The following is a 17,772-nucleotide window of genomic DNA, read 5'->3' on the forward strand; positions in this document are numbered from 1 at the left end:
GACTCACCGGAGGGTGAGGCGCACCTAGGGTTCCGCTCTTCGTGAGGCCTGGTCCGAGAGGTGCAGGCGGCCGCAAGGCCGTTCCACGGCGGGGGAAAAGCCCGGGAGACAGTCACGACGGCTGCCTCTCCACCTGAGGCTTTTCCCCGAAAAGGAGTGCCCGTGGGACACCTCCACAACAACTACGGCCCCGAGGCCCGCTCGGCCGTGGAGCGCGAGGCCGCGCTGCCCACGACCATGCACCAGCGCGAGATCGCGCGCGGCCTCGAACTCGGGCTGCGGGGGGCCGACTCGATCGTCGACCGGACCATCCCCACCTTCTCCCGGGGCGAGCTGCCGCACTTCGCCGGGATCAACACCTTCCTCAAGGCCCCGTACGTCGAGGACGTCCGCACCTGCGGCGACTACGACGTGGCGGTGATCGGCGCGCCGTTCGACGGCGGCACCACCTACCGGTCGGGGACCCGGTTCGGCCCCCAGGGCATCCGCAAGATCAGCGCCCTCTACGGCCCCTACAGCTTCGAGCTCGGCGTCGACCTGCGGGAATCCATCACGATCTGCGACCTGGGCGACATCTTCACCATCCCGGCCAACATCGAGAAGACCTTCGACCAGATCAGCAAGGGCGTCTCGCACGTCTACGCGTCGGGGGCGTTCCCGGTGGTGCTGGGCGGGGACCACTCGATCGGCTACCCGACCGTCCGGGCGGTGGCCGAGCACCACACCGGGAACGTCGGGATCATCCACTTCGACCGCCACGTCGACACCCAGGAGACCGACCTCGACGAGCGGATGCACACCACGCCCTGGTTCCACGCCACCGACCTGCCGAACGTGCCGCCGAAGAACCTCGTCCAGATCGGGATCGGCGGCTGGCAGGCGCCGAGGCCGGGCGTGAAGGTCGGCCGCGAGCGCGGCACCACGATCATGACCGTCACCGACTGCGTCGAGATGGGCATCGAGGCCGCCGCCGAGCGGGCCCTGGAGGTGGCCTGGGACGGGGCCGAGGCCGTGTGGCTGTCGTTCGACGTCGACTGCCTGGACGCCGCGTTCGTGCCCGGCACCGGCTGGCCCGAGCCGGGCGGCTTCCTGCCGCGCGAGGTGCTGAAGTTCATCCAGCTCATCGCCGACGCCCGGCCGCTGGCCGGCATCGAGGTGGTCGAGTGCGCGCCGCCCTACGACAACGCCGAGATCACCTCCCTCATCGCCACCCGCGTGATCTGCGACACCCTCGGGTGCCTGGTCCGCGCGGGTCACCTCCCCAAGAAGAAGGGAGCGGCGTGATGTTCCGTCGCGTGCTCTTGGTCTTGCTGCTCTGTACGGCCTGCGCCGCCGCCCCGGCCGAACAGGCCGCGCCGACGGCCGCCCCGATCACCCTCGGGTTCAGCGCCTGGCCCGGCTGGTTCCCCTGGCAGGTGGCCCAGGAACAGGGCCTGTTCGAGAAGAACGGGGTGACGGTCGAGCTGAAGTACTTCGACAGCTACACCGACTCCCTGAACGCCCTGGCGACCGGCACGATCGACGCCAACAGCCAGACCCTCAACGACACCCTGGCCTCGGTGGCCGGCGGCGCGCAGCAGAGCATCGTGCTGGTCAACGACAACTCGACCGGCAACGACCAGATCATCGCCGCCCCCGGGATCAAGACCCCGGCCGACCTCAAGGGCAAGACGGTGGCCGCCGAGCAGGGCACCGTCGACCACTACCTGCTGCTGCTCGCCCTGGAGAAGGCCGGCCTGTCGGAGGCCGACGTGAACTTCACCCCGATGCTCACCGACGCCGCCGCCGCGGCCTTCGTCGCGGGCCAGGTCGACGCGGTCGGCGCGTTCGCGCCGTTCACCTCGACGGCGCTGGAACGCGAGGGCAGCGCGGCCATCTCGACCTCGGCCGACTTCCCCGGCGCGATCCCCGACCACCTGGTGGTCACCCGCGACCTGCTCTCCCGCGACGAGAAGGCGGTCCAGGGCCTGGTGAACACGTGGTTCGACACGATCGAGTGGATCGGCGCGAACCGGGCGAAGGCCGTGGAGATCATGGCCAAGCGGGGCGGGGTGACGCCGGCGGAGTACGAGACGTACGACAAGGGCACCACGATCTTCACCCTCGACCAGAACCGGACCGCCTTCACCGGCGCGCTCGACCAGCAGGCGAAGCTGATCTCCGACTTCCTGGTCTCGACCAAACTCGTCGACGCGGCCCCGCCGCTCGAGGGCCTGTTCATATCCAAATTCGTGGAGGCCGTCCAGCCATGACCCTCGCCAACCGCCACCGCGTCCGCGTGACCTCGCCGGGAACCCCCGCCCGCGACCGCCGAGACACCGCCGGCACGACGAACCTTGCCGGGGACGACCGCAGCCGGGTGACGTCCCTGACCGGCGTGCCTGGTATGGCCCACGAGTTCGCCCCGGCCCTGCCGCCCGGGCCGGTGGCCAACGCGGCCCGCCAGGTGGTCGTGGCCGTGACCGACGGGTCGTGGCAGGTCGAGCCGTCGGGCGGGGTGAACGATGGCTGACGTGACGACGGGACGGAGCGGCCGTAGAAGCGGAGACGCCGCCGAGACGCCATTCGGCACATCGGCAGGTCGAACCGATGGGGTCATCCGGGATTTCCTGACCTCACCCCTCCCGGCGGGAGGTCGGTCATGGTGAGCGTGGAGTCGCCTCCGGTCGAGCGGGCCACCGCCCCCGCCCCCCGTGTGAAGCTGCTCAAAACAAAGGTCTCGCGCCGGACCGCCTGGATCCTGCGGGTCGCCTCGGTGGCGGTGCCGTTCGCCTTGTGGTGGGCGGTCAGCGGCTCGGGGGTCGTCCCCGACCGGTTCCTGCCCGCGCCCCCGCAGGTCTGGGCCGCCTTCACGGACATGGTCGCCAGCGGTGACCTGCAGAACGATCTCCTGGCCAGCCTCGGCCGGATCGGGGCCGGGTTCGGGCTGGCGGTCCTCGTCTCCGTCCCGCTGGGGTTCCTGATGGGGACGGTCGGCTGGGCGCAGCCCCTGTTCGAGCCGATCATCGGAATCCTCCGCTATCTCCCGGCCTCGGCGTTCATCCCGTTGCTGATCATCTGGCTGGGCATCGGGGAGACGTCCAAGATCGCGCTGCTGGTGCTGGGCGTGGTGTTCTTCAACACGCTCATGACCGCCGACGTCGTCAGGCAGGTCCCGAGGAGGCTGCTCGACGTCTCGGCCACCCTCGGGGCCGGGCGGGCGCGGGTCGCCGCGCGGGTGGTGTTCCCCCATTCCCTCCCCGGCATCCTGGACGCCCTCCGCGTCAACGCCGCCGTAGCCTACAACCTCGTCGTCGTGGCCGAGCTGATCGCGGCGACCTCCGGCCTGGGCTACCGGATCACCCGGGCCCAGCGGTTCCTCCAGACCGACAAGATCTTCGCCATCCTCATCGTCATCGGCCTCATCGGCCTGACCATCGACGTCACGCTCAGACTCGTCCGGGCCCGGGTCGGCAGGTGGTCGGTGTGAGCCTGCGCTTCGAGAGCGTGTCGATGGCGTACACGCCCGGCACCCCGGTGCTGGAAGACATCGACCTGGACATCGCGCCCGGCGAGTTCGTCACGATCGTCGGGGCCAGCGGCTCGGGGAAGTCGACCCTGTTGTCGCTGGTGGCGGGCCTGACGAAACCCACGAAGGGCCGGATCGCCCTCGACGGCCGGACCGTCGGGGGGCCGGGCCCCGACCGGGGCATGGCCTTCCAGTCGCCCAGCCTCTACCCGTGGCGCACGGTGGCGCAGAACGTCGCGTTCGGGCTGGAGACGCGGGGTTTCTCCCGTCAGGCCAGGAAGGAGCGCGTCGCCTGGCTCCTCGACGAGGTCGGCCTCACCGAACACGCCGGGAAACTGCCCGGGAGCCTGTCCGGCGGCCAGCAGCAGCGGGTCTCGATCGCGCGGGCGCTGGCCCGCTCCCCCAAGGTCCTGCTCCTCGACGAGCCGTTCGGGGCGCTGGACGTCCAGACGAAGGAGGACATGCAGCTGTTCATCCGCCAGGTCTGGCGGGATCTGGGCACCACGGTGGTCATGGTCACCCACGACGTGGAGGAGGCCGTCTTCCTCGGCCGGCGGGTGCTGGTGCTGGCCAGCGACCCCGGCCGGGTCGCCCGCGACCTGCGGGTCGAGCCGCTCGGCGAGGGCCTGGAGGTGAAGCGGAGCGCCGAGTTCCTGGCGGTCCGGGCGCAGGTGGAAGACCTGGTCCGGCGCGAACACCGTGCCCACCTGGCAGCCGCGCACGCCTGAGGCGTTATGTTCGTCGGTGGCATCACCGTTATCGAAGGGATATCGCTATGGCGACCACTCGTACCGCGACGACCCAGTGGAAGGGCGCGCTCCTCGACGGCTCCGGCTCGGTGTCGCTGGACACGTCCGGCGTCGGCACGTTCGACGTCAGCTGGCCGTCGCGCGCCGAGGCGGCCAACGGTAAGACCAGCCCTGAAGAGCTCATCGCGGCCGCGCACTCCTCGTGCTTCTCGATGGCCCTCTCGCACGGCCTCGCCCAGGCGGGCACCCCGCCGCAGACGGTCGAGACCAAGGCCGACGTGACCTTCCAGCCCGGCCAGGGCATCACCGGCATCGTCCTGTCGGTCAAGGCCCAGGTCCCCGGCATCACCGCCGAGGAGTTCCAGGCCGCCGCCGAGAACGCCAAGGCCAACTGCCCGGTCAGCAAGGCCCTCACCGGCACCGAGATCACCCTGAACGCCGAGCTCCTCAGCTAGGCCGTTCCGCTGAAGGCCCCCGTCCACAAGGCGGGGGCTTTCTCCTTTCCGTTACGGCTCCGCCCACCCCGGCCCCGCCCCCCGTGCCCGGCCCGCCCCGCGACCGGCGCCAACCGGCCGCTCCCGCTGCGACTCACGACGCCGGATCACGGCCAGAACCGGAACCGCAAGACCTGGCCCCGCACCTCGTGCACGGCGAACTCCGGCCGGAGCGCCTCCCGCAACGACCACCAGTCGACCCGGACGTTCCACTCGGCCCCCGCCCGGCCGAGGTCGAACTCCTCGTAGGTCTCGTTCTCCTCGTCGAGTGTGTAGGCCGCGAGCCGCCCCGAGGCGAAGTGGACACGACCCGTCCAGCTCCGCTCGGCAGGGTCTCCCGGATCGGCGTCCCAGAGCTCGTAGCGCAGGTGGAACGGGCCCGGGCCATATTGCGTCATCAGCAGACCGTTGCGGCCGGGGGTGAGCCAGCTCGGCCCCTCGTCCTGCTTCCACTCGATCTCCCAGACGCCGGGCTCGCCGGGAAGGTCGAGCGCTCCGAGGTCGGTCACCCCGTAGATGGAATCGAGCGGGACGACGTCGGATAATCCGGCGATCAGTCTCATCGCGCGAGGATGTCGTCGAGGTTGTAGGCCACCGGGACCTCCAGCTGCTCATAGGTGCACGACTCGGGTGTGCGGTCGGTGCGCCAGCGGCGGAACTGGGCCGTGTGCCGGAAGCGGACGCCCTCCATGTGGTCGTAGGCCACCTCGATCACCAGCTCGGGCCGCAGCGGGATGAACGACAGGTCCTTGTTGGCGTTCCACCGCGAGACCGCCCCGGGCAGGCGCTGGCCCTCGGGGCCGCCGCCGACCCCGGCCGACGCCCACTGCGCCCACTCGCCCCACGGATGCCCGGCGGGGTCGTCGACCTTGTAGGGCGCCAGTTCGGCCACCAGTTCCTCGCGCCGCTTCATCGGGAACGACGCCGACACCCCCACGTGGTGGAGCTTGCCGTCGTCGCCGTAGAGGCCCAGCAGCAGGGAGCCCACGATCGGGCCCGACTTGTGCTCGCGGTAGCCGGCCACCACCACGTCACAGGTGCGTTCGTGCTTGACCTTGAACATGACGCGTTTGTCCTGCTCGTAGGGCAGCCCGCCCGGCTTCACGATGATCCCGTCGAGCCCGGCGCCCTCGAACATCTCGAACCATTCGAGCGCCTGCTCGTGGTTGGTCGTGATCGGCGTGAGCCGGATCGAGTCGCCCGCCTTGGCGGTCGCCTCGACGAGCAGCCGCCGCCGCTCGGAGAACGGCCGGGCCATCAGGTCGTCGTCGCCCAGGGCCAGCAGGTCGAAGGCGATGAACGAGGCGGGCGTCGACTCCGCCAACAGCTTCACCCGCGAGGCGGCGGGGTGGATGCGCTGCTGGAGCTGGTCGAAGTCGAGGGCGGGGCCGCGCATGACCACGATCTCGCCGTCGAGCACGCACCGCTCGGGCAGCTCGCGCTTCACCGCCTCGATGAGCTCGGGGAAGTAACGGGTGAACGGGCGCTCGTTGCGGCTGCCGAGGAACACCGTGTCGCCGTCGCGGAACACGATGCACCGGAAGCCGTCCCATTTGGGCTCGTAGAACAGGGTGCCGTCCTGCTCGGGCATCTTCTTGACCGCCTTGGCCAGCATGGGCGAGACGGGCGGCCGGACGGGCAGGTCGAGCGCGGCGGGATCGGGCTCGGCCGCCTTGGCGTCTTTGGGCTCGCGCGTGGTCATCGAGCCTCCTCCTGGTGTGGGTCACGGACGTAGCGGCAGAACAGCGAGCCCTCCTCCTCCAGCACCCCGGCCAGCGCGAACCGGGTGTGGGAGGCGGTGCCGTTGAGCACGCGGGCGGCGTCGCCGCCGATCATCAGGGGGGAGACGGTCAGGCAGAGCTCGTCGACCAGAGAGGCCGCCGCGAGGTGGGCGTTGAGACGCGGGCCGCCCTCGCACAGGATGCGCCCGAGGCCGCGGGAGCGCAGCTCGCCGATCGCCTCGGCCAGGTCGACCCGCTGCTCCCCGGCCACGATCACGTCGGCGTGGCGGGCCGCCTCGGCCCTGCGGTCGGCGGGGGCCGACTCGGTGGTGATCACGATGGTGCGGGACTCGGGGGCGCACTCGGTGAACAGGGCGCCGCCGAGGTCGAGGTCGATCTTGCGGGTGATCACGGCCACCGGCGGGGCGGCGAAGCGGCCCTCGCGCAGCGGACGCCACGTGTCACGGGGCTTCGACGGGCCGTAGCCCTCTATGCGGACGGTCGCGCCGCCCGCCAGCACGACGTCGGCGAGGCCGCGCAGAACCATGAAGATCCGCCGGTCGCCCGGCGAGGACAGCCCCTTCGACAGGCCCTTCAGCCACGCGCCGCCGTCGGCGCTGGCCACCATGTTGAGGCGCAGCCACTCGGCCTGAGGGTAGGCGTAGACCGACGGGAGGTCGGGGTCGTCGGCCGGCTCGGGATGTATCTGGCGCACGTCCCCACCCTGTCACAGCGGTCCGACAAGCTGGGAGGGCCTCCCGGGAGTAACGGTTTGATGTCAAGCGGTCGCCGATTGTCAGGTTCGGTGTTGGATCGAACCAGATGTGGTCGGAGGGGGTTTTCGTGCCGCTTGTCGTGTTGATCGTGTGGTTGGTCGCCGCATCCGTCGGGGTCTACCTGCTCTACCTGTGGTTACGCGGCGGGGGCCTGCGTCAGCAGGCCACCAAGGTGACCCGGTTCCCCAAAGCGCTGATCTTCAGCCATCCGCTGCTGGCGGTGACCGGGCTGGGGTTGTGGGCGGCCTTCATGGTCACCAGGACCGGCGCCTACGCCTGGGGGTCGTTCGGCGCGCTGTGCGTGGTGGCGCTGCTGGGGTTCGTGATGTTCACCCGCTGGCTCGGCGGCGGCCGGCACGCGCGCGGGGCCGAGAACCACTTCCCCGTGGTGGCGGTGGGGCTCCACGGGCTGGCCGGGGTGAGCACGTTCGTGCTGGTCTTGCTGACGGCGGCCGAGCTGACCCGCTAGCGGCGGACCGCCCGCAGCACCCGGAACGACCGCGCCGCGACGTCGATGTCGGCCCCCGTGTGCCGGACGTCGGCGGGGGGCTGCGCGGTGCCGCCCGAGGCGGTGGCGGTGTCGAACAGGGACTTCCAGCTCACCGCGAAGTCACGCCCGGGGAGGGTGAACGTCAGGCTCTCGTGGTGGGCGTTGATCAGCAGCAGGAACGAGTCGTCGGTGATGCGCTCGCCGCGCGGGCCCGGCTCGCTGATCGCGTCGCCGTTGACGAACACGGCCACGGCCTTGGAGTAGCCGGCGTGCCAGTCGGAGTCGTCCATCTCCTTGCCCGCCGGGGTGAGCCACACGATGTCGCGGACCCCGTCGGACTGCTCGCGCCCGGAGAAGAAGCGGCGCCGCCGGAACACCGGGTGGTCGCGCCGGAAGGCGGCGATCTCCCGGACGAACCCGAGCAGCTCCGACTCGGTGTCGGCCAGCGACCAGTCGATCCAGGAGACCTCGTTGTCCTGGCAGTAGGCGTTGTTGTTGCCGCCCTGGGTGCGGCCGAACTCGTCGCCGGCGGTCAGCATCGGCACGCCCTGCGACAGGAACAGGGTGGCCAGGAAGTTGCGGCGCTGGCGGTGGCGCAGCGCGGTGACGTCGGGGTCGTCGGTGGGCCCCTCGACCCCGCAGTTCCAGGAGCGGTTGTCGTCGGAGCCGTCGCGGTTGCCCTCGAGGTTGTCGTCGTTGTGCTTGCGGTCGTAGGAGACCAGGTCGGCGAGGGTGAAGCCGTCGTGGGCGGTGACGAAGTTGATGCTGGCGATGGGGCGGCGGCCGGAGGTGGCGTACAGGTCGGAGGAACCGGTCAGCCGGGAGGCGAAGTCGGGCAGCGTGGCGGAGGAGCCGCGCCAGAAGTCGCGGACCGTGTCGCGGTATTTGCCGTTCCACTCGGTCCACAGGGGCGGGAAGTTGCCGACCTGGTAGCCGCCGGGGCCGACGTCCCACGGCTCGGCGATCAGCTTGACCTGGGAGATCACCGGGTCCTGCTGGATGAGATCGAAGAAGGCCGAGAGCCGGTCGACGTCGTGGAGCTCGCGGGCCAGCGCGGCGGCCAGGTCGAAGCGGAAGCCGTCGACGTGCATCTCCAGCACCCAGTAGCGCAGCGAGTCCATGATCAGCTGGAGGGCGTGCGGCGAGCGCACGTTCAGCGAGTTGCCGCAGCCGGTGTAGTCGAGGTGGTAGCGGCGGTCGGCGTCCTGGAGCCGGTAGTAGGAGTTGTTGTCGATGCCGCGGAAGCCCAGCGTGGGGCCCATGTGGTCGCCCTCGGCGGTGTGGTTGTAGACCACGTCGAGGATCACCTCGATGCCCGCGTCGTGGAGCGACTTGACCATGGCCTTGAACTCCAGCACCTGCTCGCCGCGCTGCCCCGAGGAGGAGTAGGCGTTGTGGGGCGCCAGATAGGCCATCGTGTTGTAGCCCCAGTAGTTGGTCAGCCCCCGGGCGACCAGGAAGTGCTCCGGTACGTACTGGTGGATCGGCAGCAGCTCGACCGCGGTGACGCCGATCGACTTCAGGTGGTCGACGACGGCCGGATGGGCCAGCCCCGCGTAGGTGCCCCGCTGGTCTTCGGGCACGTCGGGGTGGAGCCGGGTCAGCCCCTTCACGTGGGCCTCGTAGATGACCGTCTGGTGGTAGGGGATGCGGGGCGGCCGGTCGTTGCCCCAGTCGAAGAAGGGCGAGACGACGACGTTCTTCGGCATGAAGGGGCCGGAATCGCCGAGATTCAGCCGGCGGGGGTCGGCGAAGTCATAGGAGAACAGGGCCTCGTTCCATTTGACCTCGCCCTCGATCGCCTTGGCGTAGGGGTCGAGGAGGAGTTTCGAAGCGTTGCTCCGGTGGCCCTGGCGCGGGCTGTAGGGGCCGTGGACCCGGTAGCCGTAGCGCTGGCCCGGGGTGATTCCGGGCAGGTAGCCGTGCCAGACGAAGCCGTCCATCTCGGGGAGGTCGACGCGGGACTCCTCGCCCGCGTCGTCGAAGAGGCACAGCTCGACCCGCTCGGCCACTTCGCTGAACACCGAGAAATTGGTGCCCACACCATCCCAGGTGGCGCCGAGCGGATAAGGCTCTCCAGGCCAGACGTCGCGCATGCAGGTCCCATTCTCGCTTCCCGGGATTTTCCCTACCCGTTCATCCGATTTAACACAGGTGGGAGCCCAGCCCAACAGGAGCCGGGAACGCCACATGAATGGATCAACGGTCGCGGTCCTTCGAAGGCTGGACCCGCTTGGGCTCACCGGGCATCTTCGGGTAGTTGGGCGGATAGGGCAGGTCGCCCCGGCCGTCCTTCTCGTAGACCTCCAGGAGGCCCGTCAGGTCGCAGGCCACCTCGTCGATGGCCTCGTGGGGGTCGCCGACCTCGGCGAACCGCGCCGGCATGGTGCGGAGCGTGAAGTCGGCGGGGTCGCACGACTCCAGTTCCTCCCACGTCACCGGCGCCGAGACCTGCCCGTCGGGCCGGGCCCGCACCGAGTATGCCGCCACGACGGTCCGGTCGAGGGCGTTCTGGTTGAAGTCGATGAAGACGCGCTCGCCGCGCTCCTCCTTCCACCAGGCCGTGGTCGCCAGGTCGGGAATCCGTTTCTCGACCTCCCGGGCGAACCCGATTCCGGCGTATCTGACCTCGGTGAACGTCCATCGCTGCTGGACCCGGACCGAGATGTGGATCCCCCGGTTCCCGGACGTCTTCGGGAAGCCGATCAGGCCCAGATCGGCCAGCACCTCGCGGGCCGCGAACGCGACCTTGCGGGCCTCGGCGAAGCCCGTGCCGGGCTGCGGGTCGATGTCGATGCGCAGTTCGTCGGGGTGGTGGAGGTCGGGGACCCGGGCCGCCCACGGGTGGAAGTCGATCGTGCCCAGATTGGCGCACCAGGCGATGCCGGCCACCTCGGTCGGGCGGAACGCGTCTGCGGTGCGCCCGCTCGGGAAGTGGACCTCGGCGGTCTCCAGCCAGTCGGGGTGCTTGGGCATGCGCTTCTGGTAGATCGCGTCGGTCTGCACGCCGTCGGGGTGCCGTTTGATGTACGTCGGCCGGTCGCGGACCGCGCGCATGATGCCGTCGCCGACGCTCAGGTAGTACTCGACGAGGTCGCGCTTGGTGGCGCCGATGCCCGGGAAGTAGACCTTGTCGGGGTTGGTGACCTTGACGGTCCGTTCCCCGGCCTCGATTTCGATGAACGGCGAAGGCATGTTCGAACCCTACCCACCGGGAAGGTTCCACCCCTCTTGTGGGTTGGATCAGGTGGAATCCCGTCCAGAAAAGGCTGGTGGCTGATGAACAAGGTCATGAAGACGGACGCCGAGTGGCGCGCCCAGCTCAGCCCCGAGGAGTACCGGGTGCTGCGCCAGGCCGGCACCGAGCGGCCCTTCACCGGGGAGTACGTCGACACCAAGACCGAGGGCGTCTACTCCTGCCGCGCCTGCGGCGCGGAGCTGTTCACCTCGGACACCAAGTTCGAGTCGCACTGCGGCTGGCCCTCGTTCTACGAGCCCAGCGCGGGCGACCACGTGACCCTGATCGAGGATCGCAGCCTCGGCATGGTGCGGGTCGAGGTGCGCTGCGCCTCCTGCGACTCCCACCTGGGCCACGTCTTCCACGGTGAGGGCTACCCGACGCCCACCGACGACCGCTACTGCATCAACTCCGTCGCGCTCACGCTCAGGACTTCGGCTTCGGATAAGTGACCCGGCAGTCGTCGTCCTTCGGGCCGAGCACGTTGGCCAGCACCGGGTTGCCGTTGCCCCCGGTGCGGGCCTGCACGAACACCACCCGCTTCTTGACGCCGAGCTCCGCCAGATACTCCATCCCCCGCTCACAGAGCCGGAGCGAGACCGGGGAGTTGTCTTTCGAATCGGGTAAGTCGGTGTAGATGCGCAGGTAGGTGCCGGTGGTGCGGATGTCGGTGATGTGGCGGTGCGTCTCGTCGTCCCAGCGCTGGTCGAAGTAGGCGAGCGCGTCCTTGTCGGAGTACTTCGACTCCTTGCGCTTCGCCGCCTTCTTCTCGTCCTTCTCCGCCGGCGGCGGGGCCTGCGCCGCCGGGACGACCGACGCCGTCGTGGGCTCCTCGATCGAGGCGGTGCGTACGGGGGCCTGTTCCCCGCGCGCGGCCAGGAGAGGCACCACGACGGCCGTCACTCCGAGCCCCAGGCACGAGACACCGACGACCACTTCGGCCGTCCGAGATCGCGACCTGCGGCGTTTCCCCGTGGATCGTGCCATTTTCATCATTTGCCCACGAGTATGCCAAGAACTGAGGCTTACGGCAGGGCGTTGACCAGTTCGGCGATGGGTTTGCGCGATCCCGTGTAGAAGGGGATCTCCACCCGGGTGTGCTCACGGGCCTTGGCGCCACGCAGGTGACGCATGAGGTCGACGATGCGGTGCAGCTCGTCGGCCTCGAAGGCGAGCATCCACTCGTAGTCGTTCAACGCGAAGCAGGCGACCGTGTTGGCGCGGACGTCGGGGTAGTCGCGGGCCATCTGGCCGTGCTCGGCCAGCATCGCCCGGCGCTCGGAGTCGTCGAGCAGATACCACTCCAGCGACCGCACGAACGGGTAGACGCACACGAAGCCGCGCGGCTCCTCCTCGGCCAGGAACGCCGGGATGTGGGACTTGTTGAACTCGGCCGGGCGGTGCAGCGCCATCGCCGACCAGACCGGCTCGCTGGCCCGCCCGAGGGCGGTGCGGCGGAACCGGGCGTAGACCTCCTGGAGGTCTTCGGGGGTCGGGGCGTGCCACCAGAACATGAAGTCGGCGTCGGCGCGGAACCCGGCCACGTCGTAGGCGCCGCGGGTCACCACGTCTTTCTGCCCGAGCTGGTCGAGCAGCTCGGCCACCTCTTCGGCCACGGCGTCGCGTTCGGCCGGGAGGCCCTCGCGCAGCCGGAAGACCGACCACATGGTGTAGCGGATCACATTGTTGAGGTCACGCGCCTTGAGCCGCGGGGTGCCGTCCGTCATGCCGCCATTCTGCCCGGGGATCCAGGTGGTCGAGAATCCGGGAGGCCGCCGCGCGGGCGGTCGCGGCCGTGGCGGGGATGCCGACGCCGTCGTAGGCCGCGCCGCAGACGGCCAGGCCGGGGACCGCGGCCACGGCCGCGCGGATGCGGGCGACCCGGTCGTTGTGGCCGACCTCGTATTGCGGCAGGGCGCCGCCCCAGCGGGTGACCCGGGTGTCGGCCGGGAGGCCGCGTACCCCCATGATCTCGGTCATCTCGTTCATGGCCAGGGCGACCAGCTCGGTGTCGTCGCGCTGGAGCAGGCGCTCCTCGCCCAGGCGGCCGAGCGAGCAGCGGGCGAAGACGTAGCCGTGACCGGCCAGGTGGGGCCACTTCACGCTGGAGAAGGTGACCGCCTTCACCGCGCGGCCCTCGACCGGCGGGGTCAGGTAGCCGCTGCCCTCGGGGAGCCGCGGGAAGGCCTCGATGGGGTAGGCGAGGGTGACGATCGCCATGCTGGCGTAATCGATCCTGGCCAGTTCGGCGGCGGCCTTGGGGACCTCGCGTTCGAGGAGGCGGGCGGCCGGGGTCGCCGGCACGGCCACCACGACCGCGTCGGCGTCGAGGGCGTGCTCGTCGCGGGTGGGGCCGGTGGTCAGGCGCCAGCCGCCGGGCGTACGGGACAGCTCCCGCACCATCACCCCGGTGCGGACCTCGGCGCCGGACGCGGCGGCCAGCGCGGGCGGCAGGCTCCCCATCCCGTTCTTCAGCGACGTGAACACGTGCCCGGCGTTCTTGGGCGCGGCGCCGGCGATCTCGCGCGCGGCCCGCAGCAGCGACGCCTCGGACCGGGCCGCCGCGGCCACCGCCGGCATGGTCGCCTCCAGCGAGAGCCGGTCGGCGAACCCGGCGTAGACGCCGCCGAGCAGCGGCTCGACCAGCCGGTCGACCACCTCGTCGCCCATCCGCGCCCGGATGTAGGAGCCGACCGAGACGTCGGTGGTCACGAGGGTCGCGGGCAGCACCTGGTCGAGCGGCACCCGGGCCAGCCCCGCGGCGGACAGCACGCCCGAGCGGGCCAGCGCCACCAGATCGGACGGCACGCCCATGACCTGGCCCTTCGGCATCGGCCGCAGCTCGCCCCTGGACAGGATGGAGGCGCTGGTCGTGCCGGGATCGACCAGTTCATCGCCGAGCCCGGCCAGGCGGGCGAGCTCGACGCCCTCGGGGCGGCGGGCCAGCAGCGCCTCGGCGCCCGCGTCGACCGGCACCCCGGCCACCTCGGTGGCGACCAGCTTGCCACCGATCCGGCTCGCGCCGTCGAGCACGGTCACCCGCACGCGGTCGTTCCTCAGGTGCCATGCGGCGGCGAGACCGGCGATGCCGCCACCCACGACGACGACGTGAAAGCGCTCCATGAGCATCACCCTAAGGCCGTGACTGAGTCGTGACGCGCCGTCCAAAACCGTTCACGCGCGAAGAACGTCAATGGGTCATGAACACTTTGCGCTCACGCGCGGTACTGCCGCTTGTGATGGCGGCGTTCCTCCTGACGGCGTGTGGCGGCGGCGGCGAGTCGGCGAGCGGCGTCGCCGACATGCCGGCCTCGGCACCCTCGGTCGCGGGCGAGGAAGCCGCCGCCCCCGCCCCGGCGGCCCGGGAGAACCTCGCCGGCGGCTCCGACGAAGGAGATGCCAAGGCGGCCCCCGCGACCACCAATGTGACGGTCGCCCCCGCCGACCGGTCGATCATCTACACGGCCGAGATGACGGTCCGGGCCAAGGACGTGGCCGCCGCCGCCGAATCGGCCAAGCGCATGGTCACCGAGGCCGGCGGCTACGTCGCGGAGGAGCGCTCCAACTCCTTCGCCTCGCGGCAGGAGTCGCAGCTCACGTTCAAGATCCCGCCGGGTCAGTACCCCGGCACGCTGAGCCGCCTGGGCAAGGAACTCGGTGAGACCGAGTCGCTGCACCAGGGCACCCAGGACGTCACCGGCGAGGTCGCCGACGTCGCGGCCCGGGTGAAGTCGGCCGAGGCCGCGGTGGCGCAGTTCCGCACGCTGCTCGGCAAGGCCGAGAAGATCGGCGAGATCATGGACATCGAGCGGGAGATCCAGTCCCGCACCGCCGACCTGGAGGCCCTCCAGGCCCGGCAGAAGTCGCTGGCCGAGCAGACCGGCATGGCGACGGTGACGATCACCCTCGTCGGCCCGTCGGCGCCGCCGGTCGAGCCGGTGGAGGAGGAGACGGGCTTCCTGGCCGGTCTGAAGGCGGGCTGGACCGGCCTGAAGAACTTCGCCGAGGCCCTGTCGACGATCGTCGGCGCGCTGCTGCCGTGGCTGGTCGTGCTGGCCGTCCTGGCCGTGCTCGCGCTGCCGTGGTGGCGGCGGATGCGCCGGCGTCAGCAGCCGGTCCCGGCTCCCGTCGCGGCCTCGCCGGCGCGGGACGAGGAGCTAGTCGAAAAGGAATGACCTCCAGTGCGGTGGTCCGGCGTCGCGGGACTCGTACCAGCCCTGCTGGTTGCGGATCCGGGCGTCGGACCACAGCAGCACCCAGGAGGCGTGGCTCGGCATCAGGTGCCGGTCGGCCGGGTTGTAGACGACGAACTCCCTGGTCCCGAACGCGTCGAAGAAGAACCTGGGGAGCTCGAAGGAGATGTCGTACGACTCCCCGCCCTTCGCGTAGCGATACCCCTCGACCCCCCGCACCCCCGGCCGGTAGTCGGGCCAGACGGCGGTGAGCGCGTCGGGGTAGCCGCCGTGGTCGGCGTGCCGCTTCTCGACGGCGGCGATCATCTCGGCGGCGTTGGCGACGGCGGTGTCGCGGGCGTACGCCGTCAGCGGGCGGTTGAGCACGGCCTGCCCGGCCAGCGCGACCAGCGGCAGCGCCACGAAGTAGACGGGCGAGGGCCGCCGGGCGAGCACGGCCACCCACAGCACGAGCGCCCCCAGCCCCAGGAGCGGCCCCGACTCGGCCGCCGCGGCGGCCGAGACCGCCAGCGCGGTGATCGTCAGGGCGACCGTCTGGGCGACCCGCCAGAACCGGTTGCGCGGCCACACGAGCAGCGGGACCGAGGTGACCACGGCGAGCAGGCCCACCGCCCCGAAGATCTGCGCCAGCGTCGAGAGGGGCAGCGCCAGGGGATCGTGTCCGCCGGGCAGGAAGGGGGAGGCGATCAGCAGCAGGAGCAGCGCCGAGAGGAGGACGACCCGCATGGCCTCACCCTGTCAGCTCAGGGTCCTCGTCATGAAGACGCTGAGCGGATCGGGCCGGTAGTCGGCGAAGGGTTCGCAGTAGGTGAAGCCGAACTTCTCGTACAGGGACCTCGCCGGTGCGAAGAACTCGGCCGAGCCCGTCTCCAGGCTCAGCCGGGTGAAGCCCATGCGCGCCGCCTCGGCGATGAGGTGGCCGAGGAGCAGTGAGGCGACCCCGCTGCGCTTGCGCGCCGCGGCGGTCCGCATCGACTTCACCTCGGCGTGGACGTCGTCGAGCGCCTTGATCGCGCCGCATCCGACGATCACGCCCTCGTCGCGGACCGACCAGAAGGTCACCTCGGGGCGGCGCAGGCCGTCGAGGGCGAGGGCGTGCTTGCTCTCGGGCGGGGTGGTCGCCCGCATCTCCCGGATGTGCTCCTCCAGGAAGGCCGCGATCTCCGGCCCCGAGAGGTCGTCGACCACGATTCTCATCAGCGGGCGCTGAACTCGTGGACGAACTCGGTCAGCCGGGCCACCTGGCCGGGGTCGGTCGAGGGGAGCACGCCGTGGCCGAGGTTGAACACGTGGCCCTCGGCCACCCGCCCGGCCTCGATCACCCCGCGGGCCTGCTTCTCGACGACCTCCCACGGCGCCAGCAGGATCGCCGGGTCGAGGTTGCCCTGCAGCGCCTTGCCGGCGCCGACGCGCGTGGCCGCCTCGTCGAGCGGCACCCGCCAGTCGACCCCGACGACGTCGGCCCCGGCCTCGCCCATGACCGGCAGCAGCTCGCCGGTGCCCACCCCGAAGTGGATGCGCGGGACGCCGAGCTCTTCGAGCCCGGCGAAGATCTTCGAGGTGTACGGCAGCACGAACTCGCGGTAGTCGCGCGGCGCGACCGCCCCGACCCACGAGTCGAACAGCTGCAGCGCCGAGGCGCCCGCGTCGGCCTGCACCTTCAGCCAGGCCAGCGTGATGGTGGTCAGCCGGTCCATGAGCGCGTGCCAGAGCTCGGGGGCGCCGTACATCATGGCCTTGGTGTGGTCGTGGTTCTTCGAGGGCCCGCCCTCGATCAGGTAGGACGCGAGGGTGAACGGCCCGCCGGCGAACCCGATCAGCGGGGTCGCGCCGAGCTCCCTGACCAGTTCGGTCACGGCCTCGGTGATGTAGGGGACGTCGTCGGGCGACAGCGGGCGCAGCCGCCCGACCGCGGCCGCGTCGCGGATCGGGTCGGCGACGACGGGGCCCACGCCGGGCTTGATGTCGATGTCGATCCCGATGGCCTTGAGCGGCACCACGATGTCGCTGAAGAAGATGGCCGCGTCGACGCCGTAGCGGCGGACCGGCTGCATCGTGATCTCCACGACCAGGTCGGGGGTGGCGCACGCGGCGAGCATCTCGGTGCCCTCGCGGACCTTGCGGTATTCGGGCAGCGAACGCCCCGCCTGACGCATGAACCAGACGGGCGTGTGGGGCACTGGCTGGCGGCGGCAGGCCAGCAGGAAGGGCGACTCGGCCAGCTGGGGATTCACCCCACCAGAGTCCCACGCCCGGGCGTCGGTCCGTGCCAGGACCCCGGGTACAGGACCACCCAATGATCGGTATCGTTGGGCCCTCGCGACACCCCGGTCAAACGCCTCGCGAGCGCCGCTCTAGGCAAAGTGTTCGCCAAATGGGGCTCCGGCATCGATTCCAATACCACTTTCGAGACACGCCGAGCGCGATGCGGGGTTTTGTCGGCGCGACGTGCCACCGTCGGACGCACCGGTTCCGATGAAAGGGCGATGACTTCGATGTGGAGTTCCCCCGAACACCGCACTGAGCGCTGTGCCTCCTGCGACACCGAGCGCGAGTTCACGCAGCCGCCCTGCGAGGAGGGTCACGAGGTGTGCCCCGAGTGG

20 protein-coding genes and 1 riboswitch are annotated in these 17,772 nt (G+C 70.7%); of the genes, 9 read left to right on the forward strand and 11 right to left on the reverse strand.

What is annotated here, in order from left to right; genetic code table 11:
• Positions 1 to 13 precede the first annotated feature (13 nt).
• A riboswitch (guanidine-I (ykkC/yxkD leader) is annotated at positions 14 to 110 on the forward strand.
• Positions 111 to 162: 52 nt separating this feature from the next.
• The 6 genes from FDA94_RS19395 (at position 163) to FDA94_RS19420 (ending at position 4,712) form a co-directional block, all read left to right on the forward strand.
• Positions 163 to 1,284, forward strand: coding sequence for an agmatinase family protein (locus FDA94_RS19395; protein ID WP_212735395.1), 1,122 nt, complete (start codon positions 163 to 165; stop codon positions 1,282 to 1,284).
• A gap of 11 nt (positions 1,285 to 1,295) precedes the next feature.
• The gene (locus FDA94_RS19400; protein WP_212735396.1) at positions 1,296 to 2,252 is read left to right on the forward strand and encodes an ABC transporter substrate-binding protein; all 957 of its coding nucleotides are present in this window, start codon (positions 1,296 to 1,298) and stop codon (positions 2,250 to 2,252) included.
• Positions 2,249 to 2,512, forward strand: a complete 264-nt coding sequence (locus FDA94_RS19405) for a hypothetical protein (protein ID WP_137248488.1) — start codon at positions 2,249 to 2,251, stop codon at positions 2,510 to 2,512. Before FDA94_RS19400 ends, FDA94_RS19405 begins: the two co-directional genes overlap by 4 nt.
• Positions 2,513 to 2,641: 129 nt before the next feature.
• Positions 2,642 to 3,469 carry an ABC transporter permease gene (locus tag FDA94_RS19410; protein ID WP_137248489.1) on the forward strand — a complete coding sequence of 276 codons (828 nt, stop codon included), beginning with the start codon at positions 2,642 to 2,644 and terminating at the stop codon, positions 3,467 to 3,469.
• Positions 3,466 to 4,236 carry an ABC transporter ATP-binding protein gene (locus FDA94_RS19415; protein ID WP_212735397.1) on the forward strand — a complete coding sequence of 257 codons (771 nt, stop codon included), beginning with the start codon at positions 3,466 to 3,468 and terminating at the stop codon, positions 4,234 to 4,236. Before FDA94_RS19410 ends, FDA94_RS19415 begins: the two co-directional genes overlap by 4 nt.
• 47 nt (positions 4,237 to 4,283) lie before the next feature.
• The gene (locus tag FDA94_RS19420) at positions 4,284 to 4,712 is read left to right on the forward strand and encodes an OsmC family protein (RefSeq protein WP_030454323.1); all 429 of its coding nucleotides are present in this window, start codon (positions 4,284 to 4,286) and stop codon (positions 4,710 to 4,712) included.
• A gap of 146 nt (positions 4,713 to 4,858) precedes the next feature.
• On the opposite strand, the gene FDA94_RS19425 is transcribed toward FDA94_RS19420, so the two are convergent.
• From FDA94_RS19425 to FDA94_RS19435, 3 genes are read right to left on the reverse strand one after another with little or no spacing between them, the layout of a single operon-like run.
• Positions 4,859 to 5,314, reverse strand: a complete 456-nt coding sequence (locus FDA94_RS19425; RefSeq protein WP_137248490.1) for a hypothetical protein — start codon at positions 5,312 to 5,314, stop codon at positions 4,859 to 4,861.
• A complete protein-coding gene (locus FDA94_RS19430; RefSeq protein ID WP_137248491.1) occupies positions 5,311 to 6,453 on the reverse strand; it encodes an ATP-dependent DNA ligase in 1,143 nt (380 codons plus the stop codon). Before FDA94_RS19430 ends, FDA94_RS19425 begins: the two co-directional genes overlap by 4 nt.
• On the reverse strand, positions 6,450 to 7,187 hold the full coding sequence (locus FDA94_RS19435; protein WP_246060043.1) for a pyrimidine reductase family protein: 738 nt from the start codon (positions 7,185 to 7,187) through the stop codon (positions 6,450 to 6,452). Before FDA94_RS19435 ends, FDA94_RS19430 begins: the two co-directional genes overlap by 4 nt.
• Before the next feature lie 128 nt (positions 7,188 to 7,315).
• On the opposite strand from FDA94_RS19435, the gene FDA94_RS19440 reads away from it, so the two are divergent.
• A complete protein-coding gene (locus FDA94_RS19440; RefSeq protein ID WP_137248492.1) occupies positions 7,316 to 7,717 on the forward strand; it encodes a hypothetical protein in 402 nt (133 codons plus the stop codon).
• Here FDA94_RS19440 and glgX read toward each other — a convergent pair.
• Both glgX and ligD read right to left on the reverse strand, forming a co-directional pair.
• Positions 7,714 to 9,834 (reverse strand): glycogen debranching protein GlgX, encoded by a 2,121-nt coding sequence (gene glgX / locus FDA94_RS19445; protein WP_137248493.1) that lies wholly within the window; start codon positions 9,832 to 9,834, stop codon positions 7,714 to 7,716. The two genes, FDA94_RS19440 and glgX, sit on opposite strands and share 4 nt — an antisense overlap.
• Positions 9,835 to 9,937: 103 nt before the next feature.
• Positions 9,938 to 10,933, reverse strand: a complete 996-nt coding sequence (gene ligD, locus FDA94_RS19450; RefSeq protein ID WP_137248494.1) for a non-homologous end-joining DNA ligase — start codon at positions 10,931 to 10,933, stop codon at positions 9,938 to 9,940.
• Between the two features lie 84 nt (positions 10,934 to 11,017).
• On the opposite strand from ligD, the gene msrB reads away from it, so the two are divergent.
• Positions 11,018 to 11,428, forward strand: coding sequence for a peptide-methionine (R)-S-oxide reductase MsrB (gene msrB, locus FDA94_RS19455; RefSeq protein ID WP_137248495.1), 411 nt, complete (start codon positions 11,018 to 11,020; stop codon positions 11,426 to 11,428).
• On the opposite strand, the gene FDA94_RS19460 is transcribed toward msrB, so the two are convergent.
• The 3 genes from FDA94_RS19460 to hemG form a co-directional block, all read right to left on the reverse strand.
• Entirely contained in the window at positions 11,403 to 11,912 is a 510-nt protein-coding gene (locus tag FDA94_RS19460; protein ID WP_137248496.1) for a hypothetical protein, read from the reverse strand. The two genes, msrB and FDA94_RS19460, sit on opposite strands and share 26 nt — an antisense overlap.
• Positions 11,913 to 12,001: 89 nt before the next feature.
• Positions 12,002 to 12,703, reverse strand: coding sequence for a hydrogen peroxide-dependent heme synthase (hemQ, locus tag FDA94_RS19465; RefSeq protein ID WP_137248497.1), 702 nt, complete (start codon positions 12,701 to 12,703; stop codon positions 12,002 to 12,004).
• Positions 12,669 to 14,099: a protoporphyrinogen oxidase gene (hemG, locus tag FDA94_RS19470; RefSeq protein ID WP_425460158.1), complete on the reverse strand. Its 1,431-nt coding sequence runs from the start codon at positions 14,097 to 14,099 to the stop codon at positions 12,669 to 12,671. Before hemG ends, hemQ begins: the two co-directional genes overlap by 35 nt.
• A gap of 116 nt (positions 14,100 to 14,215) precedes the next feature.
• Between hemG and FDA94_RS19475 the strand changes: the two genes are divergently transcribed.
• The gene (locus tag FDA94_RS19475; protein WP_170991025.1) at positions 14,216 to 15,151 is read left to right on the forward strand and encodes a DUF4349 domain-containing protein; all 936 of its coding nucleotides are present in this window, start codon (positions 14,216 to 14,218) and stop codon (positions 15,149 to 15,151) included.
• Here FDA94_RS19475 and FDA94_RS19480 read toward each other — a convergent pair.
• The 3 genes from FDA94_RS19480 to hemE are packed head-to-tail and all read right to left on the reverse strand — an operon-like array spanning position 15,134 to position 17,403.
• Complete coding sequence (locus tag FDA94_RS19480; RefSeq protein ID WP_137248499.1) at positions 15,134 to 15,895, reverse strand: hypothetical protein; 762 nt, start codon at positions 15,893 to 15,895, stop codon at positions 15,134 to 15,136. The two genes, FDA94_RS19475 and FDA94_RS19480, sit on opposite strands and share 18 nt — an antisense overlap.
• A gap of 12 nt (positions 15,896 to 15,907) precedes the next feature.
• On the reverse strand, positions 15,908 to 16,366 hold the full coding sequence (locus FDA94_RS19485) for a GNAT family N-acetyltransferase (protein ID WP_137248500.1): 459 nt from the start codon (positions 16,364 to 16,366) through the stop codon (positions 15,908 to 15,910).
• Complete coding sequence (hemE, locus tag FDA94_RS19490) at positions 16,366 to 17,403, reverse strand: uroporphyrinogen decarboxylase (protein ID WP_137248501.1); 1,038 nt, start codon at positions 17,401 to 17,403, stop codon at positions 16,366 to 16,368. The genes FDA94_RS19485 and hemE overlap by 1 nt, the downstream gene beginning before the upstream one ends.
• Between the last annotated feature and the right edge of the window lie 369 nt (positions 17,404 to 17,772).

The sequence above is a fragment of the Herbidospora galbida genome (genome assembly GCF_005233835.1).
Classification (GTDB): domain Bacteria; phylum Actinomycetota; class Actinomycetes; order Streptosporangiales; family Streptosporangiaceae; genus Herbidospora; species Herbidospora galbida.